Below are 7,696 nucleotides of genomic sequence, written 5' to 3' on the forward strand. Positions count from 1 at the left end.
GCTTATACACAAACCGGGCAGTCCTCCATGTGAAGACTGCCCGGTTTGTGTATAAGGGTAAGTTCGTTTTTTATCGTAGATCTACCACTTCTACTCCTGGATACTGCTTGCTGTTGAATGTAAAATAGCTGTCGGCCACGGTAAGGTTAGGTTTGAACTGATCGACGGTATAATTTACTTGACTGCCGTTTTTCTGAAAAATCTTCCAGTTCTTGATCGTTTTATCGACCTTGTCTATGAGTAACTCAACCTTAGCTACTTGGCTATTTTTGCTGGTAGAGGTAAGCTGAATAAGCTCGAGGGTGCGGCTTCCTGATTTTTGCTCTTTAATAAATGCATGCCTATAGCCGTTTTTGTAGGCCGTATATATTTTGGTCGGATCTAGCTCCCCGGCTTCTGCAGGGTCGTAGTCCTGCAAGTTCACTTCGTTGGTTTCTTTGATATAGGTAGCCATTAGCTTGCCATCGTTATAAATCTCCTGACCGGCAATAGAAAGCCTATATTTAGCGCCTTTCACGGTAACATCACCCTTCAGTGGTTTGCCACCTTCGGGGGTGTAGGTGAAGTTGGCCTTAAAGGATTTCATTTTCTGGTATTTACTACTCATGGCATCCAGAATAGCCGTCGATTTTTTGTCCCCTTGAGCTATTGCGCTGTAGGTGAATCCAACACTTAGAAAGGCCAATAGTAAGGTGATGCTTCTAATTTTTAAATGCTTCATTTTGCGAGTTTGTTCCTTTGTTAATATTTAGAATACGAAAAATTCGAGTTTTAGTACTGTTTGGACTCCATAAGGTCCTAAGGGTTTAATATTGGCAAGAAATCCACGAGCCTCTAGGTTAGCCAATTCCCATGTTTTTGAGATGCTCCTCCAGTCCATTTAGGTCATGAAACATCACATCCCGGGCCTTACTACCGGTAAAGGGGCCTACTACGCCTATCAGTTCGAGCTGGTCCATAATACGCCCGGCACGGTTATAGCCGAGCTTCATCTTTCTTTGGATTAGCGAAGTACTACCCTGTTGGTGGGTCACGATGAGTCGGGCTGCCTCGGGCAGCAAGGCGTCGAAATCGTCGGTATTGATCTCGTCTTTGCCTTCAGCTCCGTCCTCTCCTTCGTACTCTGGCAAGGCATAAGCTTCCGAATAGCCCCGCTGGGAACCTATAAAGTCGCAGACTTCTTCTATCTCGCGGGTATCAATAAAAGGACATTGCAGTCGGATCACTTCCGAATTAATAGAGAGCAGCATATCTCCCTGGCCTACCAGCTGCTCTGCTCCTCCGGCATCCAGAATGGTGCGGGAGTCGATGCTAGAGGTTACTCTAAAAGAGAGCCGAGCCGGGAAGTTGGCCTTTATCAGACCGGTGATCACCTTTACCGATGGCCTTTGGGTGGCTACCACCAGGTGGATACCTACTGCTCTGGCCAGCTGGGCCAATCGGGCAATGGGCGTTTCCACCTCCTTGCCCGCCGTCATCATCAGGTCGGCAAGTTCGTCTATCACCAATACTATATAAGGTAGAAAACGGTGCCCTTTTTCGGGGCTTAGCCGGCGCTGGGCAAATTTGGCATTGTATTCCTTGAGGTTCCTTACGGCCGCTTCTTTGAGCAAATCGTAGCGGTTGTCCATTTCGATACAGAGTGAATTTAAGGTGAAGATCACCTTTTTTGTATCCGTAATGATGGCTTCTTCGGAGCCGGGCAACTTGGCCAGGAAATGCCGTTCCAGTTTATTGAACAGGGTCAGTTCTACTTTTTTGGGATCTACCAAAACAAACTTTAGTTCGGCCGGGTGTTTTTTGTAGATCAAAGAGGCCAAGATCACGTTAAGACCTACCGATTTCCCTTGGCCAGTGGCACCGGCCATCAGCAAATGGGGCATTTTTGCCAGATCAGCAATATGGATTTCATTGGAAATAGTCTTTCCTAGTATAACAGGGAGGTCGTAGGTCGACTTCTGGAAACGCTCGTTGGACAGTACAGAGTGGATAAACACCGTCTCCCGGTTTTTGTTGGGCACTTCTATCCCAATAGTACCCCGGCCCGGCATTGGAGCGATGATCCGAATTCCTAAGGCTGCCAAACTAAGGGCGATATCTCCTTCCAAATTTTTGATCTTGGAAATACGCACCCCTGCTTCAGGGATAATTTCATACAGCGTTACAGTAGGACCAATCGCCGCCTTGATCTTAGAGATATTGATGCCGTAGCTTCCTAAGGTCTCTACAATTTTTACTTTATTGCCTTCTAGTTCTTCCTGGGTTACCTTTTCCTTGTCGTCTACTACATCGTTGAGCAAGTCGATATGAGGGAATTGGTACTGGGGCAGGTCCAGGGTAGGGTCGTATTGGCCAAACTCCCTCAAGATGGAGTCGTGCGGATCCTCACGCTCTACTTCAGTAGTAACCGGACGTATCGGGTTATGGTCTAGCTCCAGTTCTAACTCCCCTTCTGCCTTCTTCGGGAGGGGTTTTTGAAGGACTGGAGGGTCCATAAATTCCTCTTCGACAGTTGCTGGCGAAGACTCTGTTGGCTGTTCTTCGGGTTGCTCTTCTACCTTTTCTATGACTTTCTTTTCTGAGTCGTTCTCCTCTTGGTCTTCTACCAAGTCAGGAGCCACTTCGTCATCGTAGGTTTCGTCCAGTATAGAATGAAAGGGTGCTTGTGGAGTTGGTGTGGCGGGGCTGGCGGTTTCCGTGGCTACCCCATTGGTGTCAGGTGTTTCCGAATCCGCTGGATCATCCCGCTGTTTCTCTTGCCAAGCCTCATAAAGCTCCCTAGCGTCGTAGAAATAGACTGCGAAGAGGAATAATGCGAAAATGATAGGGATAATGCTGCCCCACTTAAGCCAGTCGAAAAGGAACACATTGAGAGAGTATCCCATACCCCCAGCCAAAAAGCTCAGGGTGTTTTCGGTGTTGCTCATCAGGATCAGATAGCCCATCAGGGTGCTGATCCATAGGGTGAAGAAAATGACTTCCTTGGTAGTACGGGTGAGGGGTAAGATTTCCCTTTTGAAGGCTATCTTCCAACCGGCAACGAAGGCCAGAATGGGAATTAGGACTGCTCCGAGTCCAAACCATCGAAACACGAAAATATGAGACAGGCTGGCCCCCAATACCCCTAATACATTACGGGTTTGCTTTCCTGCATCCCGTATCGACAATTGGCCCAGTCCGTCTACGACGCTCTGGTCGGTAAGTCCCGTAAATACATAAGAGGCAAAGGATGCTTCTAGGAGGATGGCCAAAATTATAAAAAACATCCCCCAAGCAAAGGTGCTTTTCGGACTATTAAAGGCCTTTTTCCAATCTATGGCTAACTGATTGGTAGGTACAGAGTCTTCTTCTGCTTTTTTGCGTGTGTTGCTCGATCTAGGCTTATTTACTGACATGTATCTGCGTCGTTCATGTTCAAAATTCGGTGAAGTGCTATCGCGTATAACGAATGAAGCTTAAGAACGGACCAAAGATTTGCATATTCTTTTGACTACACTGGGTCCTTCAAAAATAAAACCAGAGTAAAGTTGTATCAATTTGGATCCTGCGTTGAGTTTGTCCTTTGCATCCTTTGGAGAGGCAATGCCCCCAACCCCTATTACTGGGAATGCATGATTGGACTTACTGCAAAGATAGCGAATAACTTCTGTGGCCCGATGTTTTAAAGGCTGACCGCTCAATCCCCCCGCGCCGATCCGTTCTATTTCACTCGGCGCTGTACGTAGATTATCCCGGCTAATGGTCGTATTGGTGGCTATTACCCCGGCAATTTTAGTTTGGCCGACGATCTCGATTATGTCGTCCAACTGGCTATCGGTGAGGTCTGGAGCTATTTTAAGGAAAATGGGTTTTGGAGTCATTTTCTCCAAATTCTTGGTTTGCAAGGCCTGCAGGAGTGCCATCAAGGGTTCTTTCTCTTGGAGTTCCCGAAGTCCTGGGGTATTGGGAGAACTGACATTCACTACGAAGTAATCGACCACGTCGAAAAGCTCGCGAAAGCAAATCAAGTAGTCGGAAAGGGCTTCTTCGTTGAGGGTGTCCTTGTTCTTTCCTATGTTACCTCCTATTAGTATTTTGGATTTTCTACTGCGCAGCTTGGCAGCGGCTACAGCCGCGCCTTTGTTGTTGAAACCCATCCTATTGATTAAACCCTGGTCTTGCTTTACCCGGAAAAGCCTGGGTTTATCATTTCCTGGTTGCGGGCGGGGGGTTACCGTTCCTATTTCGATAAAACCAAAGCCTAGTGCTTCCAATTGATCGACCATTTCGGCATTTTTATCGAACCCTGCAGCAAGGCCTACAGGATTCCTAAAAGTCAGCCCGGCTACCTCTTGCACCAAGTCGGGGTGTTCATAGGTATAAAGTTTTCGTATAATCCTAGGAACAAAAGGGATCTTGAATGCAACATGCAGGGCGTCACAAACGAAATGATGCACACGCTCGGCATCGAATAAAAATAGTATCGGAGAGATTAATAGTTTATACATGATACAAAAATAGGATGTTCACCTCAAGTGAGGGACTGCTCGCTCATTTTTATTTTATAACCTTCCTGAATTATATAAAAGGATTGCGGTTCGAGGACTTCGGACTTTATCTTGCCAGGAGTAGGTCCTGATTTTACCTTATGAAAGACTTTGAATGGTAGGGAACAGCGATGACCACAGATGAGAAAGAGCAAAACCGGCAGATGTCAACCAATAATACTGCTGTACTCGCATAAAAAATGGCATGACATTCAGTTAGCCGAGTACCTTACCAATCCGAGAGATAATCTTTCAGACTTGAAATGTACATTAGTCAACCTAGGAGGATCTGAGGCTTCTGGATCATAACTGGTTATCATGATGCGGAATGGAAACAAGCCATTGCTGAAAAGCGATGGTTTGTTTTTATATATAGGCTTTTATGTGTATCCGATTAATCAATTGAGTGTATTGAATTAATTATTGTTTATTAATGAAAATGTATATAAGTTGCTGGTAAAATGCATTATAATATAAATATGATCAAAAAAATGTATGGCGCTGTACAATTTATTTTTGATACTTAATGGACATAAATGTACAAACTACTTGTATGGAAACGCAGGCAAATGACAAACTCAATTCACTTACTTGCCGCGAAGGGGAGGTGTTGCTGCTTGTTACCAGGGATTTTTCCAGTCAGGAAATCGCTGATGGGTTGATTTAACGTCAGAGCGTGTGAAAAATTATTGTAATCGGATCGGCAATAAATTGGATATTTTAGGCCGGGACTGCCAGGGCAGGTACGCCGCAGAAAAAGGGAATTTCTTTTCGAAATACACCTTTCATAATTCAAACTGTTGCAAGGTTTTCAAAACCAGACTTGAAATTCTATATGGACTTGACAAAATATATCGAAAGGTTGGATCGGCTTCATCGATTGATCAGCAGTAAGGCAACAGGTTCTCCCGCTGATTTGGCCGCAAAGTTAAATATCTCAAAAAGAGCTTTGCACGAATATCTAGGCGTTATGCGTGAAATGGGAGCCCCGATTGTTTTTTGCCATAGTCGGCGTACTTACTATTATGAACGCTCGGTCAAGTTTAACATGGGTTTTCAGGGATTGAATGATGAGAAAGCTCAGTCGAGTGAATGAGGATTCCCTCATAGCTCCCCCGATTTTCTTAAAGAAATATTGTCGGTGCAATTATAATGCACTAGCGTTGCTTAGCTTTACAATAGCATCATCTTGGTATTGTTGGCCAACGTAGTGTATTGATGATTTTCGTATCTCTTTTACTTGTGGGACAAAATGCGCAGCAAACTGGCTGATATCAGGACCAGGTAAATGGTAAAAACTATCTAATTTTCCATCTGTCATATCTTTCTTTAAGGTATGACAGATGATTTTTATAAAGTTAAGTTATGCGTAAGATTCAATTTACCGTTCAGTGGTTAAGAAGTTTTGATAGTAGAAGTATTAGAGGATTTGTTAAAATTATATTTGTTTTTTTTCTGATTGAATTCGTAGGAAGTATGCTAATGCATTTTTTGGGGAAAGGGATAAGTAAGTCTATCTCCTCTTTTTTTGGGATTGCGGATATTAACCATCGTCCTGTGTCCAGTAGGATTCTTTTGCATAATGGCTTTTTGGAGGCAGCTTTTTGGATGATTTTATGGGCTCCTGTAATTGAAGAAGTAATATTTTGATTGTGGATAAAGTATTCGAGGAAAAAAATAATTATTAGTTTAACTGGGATCGCAGTATTTACATTTGTACAATTCTTGAACTATGAAAAAGTTCGAATATATAATGTTGTATCTTTCAAAATTTTCTTAGTATTCATCTTAACATATATCTTTTTGTATTCCTTTAAAGGAATCTTTCCTTTATCTGTTAATATTAATGCTAAATGGGGGATTCTTACCTCAGGAGTAATTTTTGGTTTGGTACACCTGACAAATTACAATTTTAGCATTGATACGTGGTACTTATGTTTACCTATGGTCTTACCACAAATTTTTTCTGGAATTCTGTTAGGAACGGTTAGATGTTTTTACGGTTTTAGTTTTAGTGTTATTATACACATGTTGCTTAATTCACTGTCCCTTTTTGCAACTCTTGTTTAACATGGGACAAGTTTTCTATAGTACCCATGAATGGCATAACCATATATCACTGAATAGTATGGTCATTTCTTTTACATGCGGTCATCAATTCAATCTTTGACATTAACAGCTCAAATGATGTCTTTCATTAGAAAATAATAATCCATGATTCAAGACATTATCACATTCTATCGTAACCCTTATGCTTGCTTCCTGGCTGGTAGCGGTGAGTCAATAAAAGAAAGAATAGTTGCCTTACGGAAAACCTACTTTTTCTGCCTCTACATAGCGGTTATGATTATATTGGTCATTGCAATCCTTGACGGTATTTTGACAAATACATGCAACATCTCAATTTATGAAAATTTGCGTAAGATGAGGGATGAATTTAGTGCTACAAATTCTCGTTTAAGCAGTTTTGTTCAAACCTGCCTGATAGCACCCTTTATTGAAGAATCTCTTTTTCGACTGCCCCTCTTAACGAAATCCCGTCTTTTGAGATGGGTTGTGTTTTTTGTTTTAGTTCAATATTTTTTCCCCTTGCCTTTTCTGTTGGAGGTATCTTTTTGGTGGTATAATGTCATTTTAATATTAATATTTGCAGGAATCATCATATTAAACAATGCTTCCGAAAGTAATTCGACGCCTATTTTCGATCCGAAAAAGTATAATTATTTATGTTGGGCGTTGACAATTGCTTTTGCGTTGGTACATATAAATAATTTTGCTCCATTGCACCTATCCGTTTTTTATTTGTACCCAATTTACCTTCTGCCTCAGTTCGTGTATGGTGTTGTACTAAGTTATCTGGCAATCAGGTACAACTCTATAGTATGGCCGTTTATTTTACATGTAGCTATCAACTCAACGGCCGAAGTCCCGAAATTGTTAACATATTTATTTTAACAGGTTGAAAATTAATAACGCTCTATCTTGCTCACACGCACACGCATCAAACAACACGATATTACAGACTGCGGAGCAGCCTGTCTGACTTCCGTTGCGGCTCACTATAAATTGCACCTCCCAATCGCCCGTGTGAGACAGTATGCCGGAACGGACCAAAAAGGCACTAACATGCTTGGGCTTATTGAGGCTGCGCAAAAGTTGGGTTTTCAGGC

At 42.6% G+C, this 7,696-nt stretch carries 8 protein-coding genes; 4 read left to right on the forward strand and 4 right to left on the reverse strand.

Translation table 11 applies throughout. From position 1 onward, the window contains the following. Positions 1-70: 70 nt before the first annotated feature. The 4 genes from lolA1 to CLV98_RS23520 form a co-directional block, all read right to left on the reverse strand. Positions 71-721: an outer membrane lipoprotein periplasmic chaperone LolA1 gene (gene lolA1, locus CLV98_RS22425; RefSeq protein WP_109678255.1), complete on the reverse strand. Its 651-nt coding sequence runs from the start codon at positions 719-721 to the stop codon at positions 71-73. A 118-nt stretch (positions 722-839) separates the two neighbouring features. Further along, a complete protein-coding gene (locus CLV98_RS22430; protein ID WP_109678257.1) occupies positions 840-3,395 on the reverse strand; it encodes an FtsK/SpoIIIE family DNA translocase in 2,556 nt (851 codons plus the stop codon). A gap of 60 nt (positions 3,396-3,455) precedes the next feature. Then, complete coding sequence (locus CLV98_RS22435) at positions 3,456-4,487, reverse strand: quinone-dependent dihydroorotate dehydrogenase (protein WP_109678259.1); 1,032 nt, start codon at positions 4,485-4,487, stop codon at positions 3,456-3,458. A 1,186-nt stretch (positions 4,488-5,673) separates the two neighbouring features. After that, entirely contained in the window at positions 5,674-5,847 is a 174-nt protein-coding gene (locus CLV98_RS23520) for a hypothetical protein (RefSeq protein WP_158281316.1), read from the reverse strand. A gap of 44 nt (positions 5,848-5,891) precedes the next feature. Here CLV98_RS23520 and CLV98_RS22445 point away from each other — a divergent pair, with 44 nt between their 5' ends. The 4 genes from CLV98_RS22445 to CLV98_RS22455 all read left to right on the forward strand — a co-directional run. Beyond that, positions 5,892-6,176, forward strand: coding sequence for a hypothetical protein (locus tag CLV98_RS22445; RefSeq protein WP_109678263.1), 285 nt, complete (start codon positions 5,892-5,894; stop codon positions 6,174-6,176). Positions 6,177-6,329: 153 nt separating this feature from the next. After that, positions 6,330-6,596: a CPBP family glutamic-type intramembrane protease gene (locus CLV98_RS24245; protein ID WP_374755206.1), complete on the forward strand. Its 267-nt coding sequence runs from the start codon at positions 6,330-6,332 to the stop codon at positions 6,594-6,596. Between the two features lie 144 nt (positions 6,597-6,740). Then, positions 6,741-7,481, forward strand: a complete 741-nt coding sequence (locus tag CLV98_RS22450; RefSeq protein WP_109678265.1) for a CPBP family glutamic-type intramembrane protease — start codon at positions 6,741-6,743, stop codon at positions 7,479-7,481. Positions 7,482-7,508: 27 nt separating this feature from the next. Continuing rightward, positions 7,509-7,696, forward strand: a 188-nt coding sequence (locus tag CLV98_RS22455) for a cysteine peptidase family C39 domain-containing protein (protein ID WP_146202334.1), incomplete at its 3' end; no start/stop codon positions are given.

The sequence above is a fragment of the Dyadobacter jejuensis genome (assembly GCF_003149085.1).
Lineage (GTDB): Bacteria > Bacteroidota > Bacteroidia > Cytophagales > Spirosomataceae > Dyadobacter > Dyadobacter jejuensis.

Coding starts and splice junctions, on each gene's coding strand:
- CLV98_RS22435 (WP_109678259.1), bottom strand. CDS start 4,487: ATGTATAAACTATTAATCTCTCCGATACTATTTTTATTCGATGCCGAG.
- CLV98_RS22450 (WP_109678265.1), top strand. CDS start 6,741: ATGATTCAAGACATTATCACATTCTATCGTAACCCTTATGCTTGCTTC.
- CLV98_RS23520 (WP_158281316.1), bottom strand. CDS start 5,847: ATGACAGATGGAAAATTAGATAGTTTTTACCATTTACCTGGTCCTGAT.
- CLV98_RS22445 (WP_109678263.1), top strand. CDS start 5,892: ATGCGTAAGATTCAATTTACCGTTCAGTGGTTAAGAAGTTTTGATAGT.
- CLV98_RS22430 (WP_109678257.1), bottom strand. CDS start 3,395: ATGTCAGTAAATAAGCCTAGATCGAGCAACACACGCAAAAAAGCAGAA.
- lolA1 (WP_109678255.1), bottom strand. CDS start 721: ATGAAGCATTTAAAAATTAGAAGCATCACCTTACTATTGGCCTTTCTA.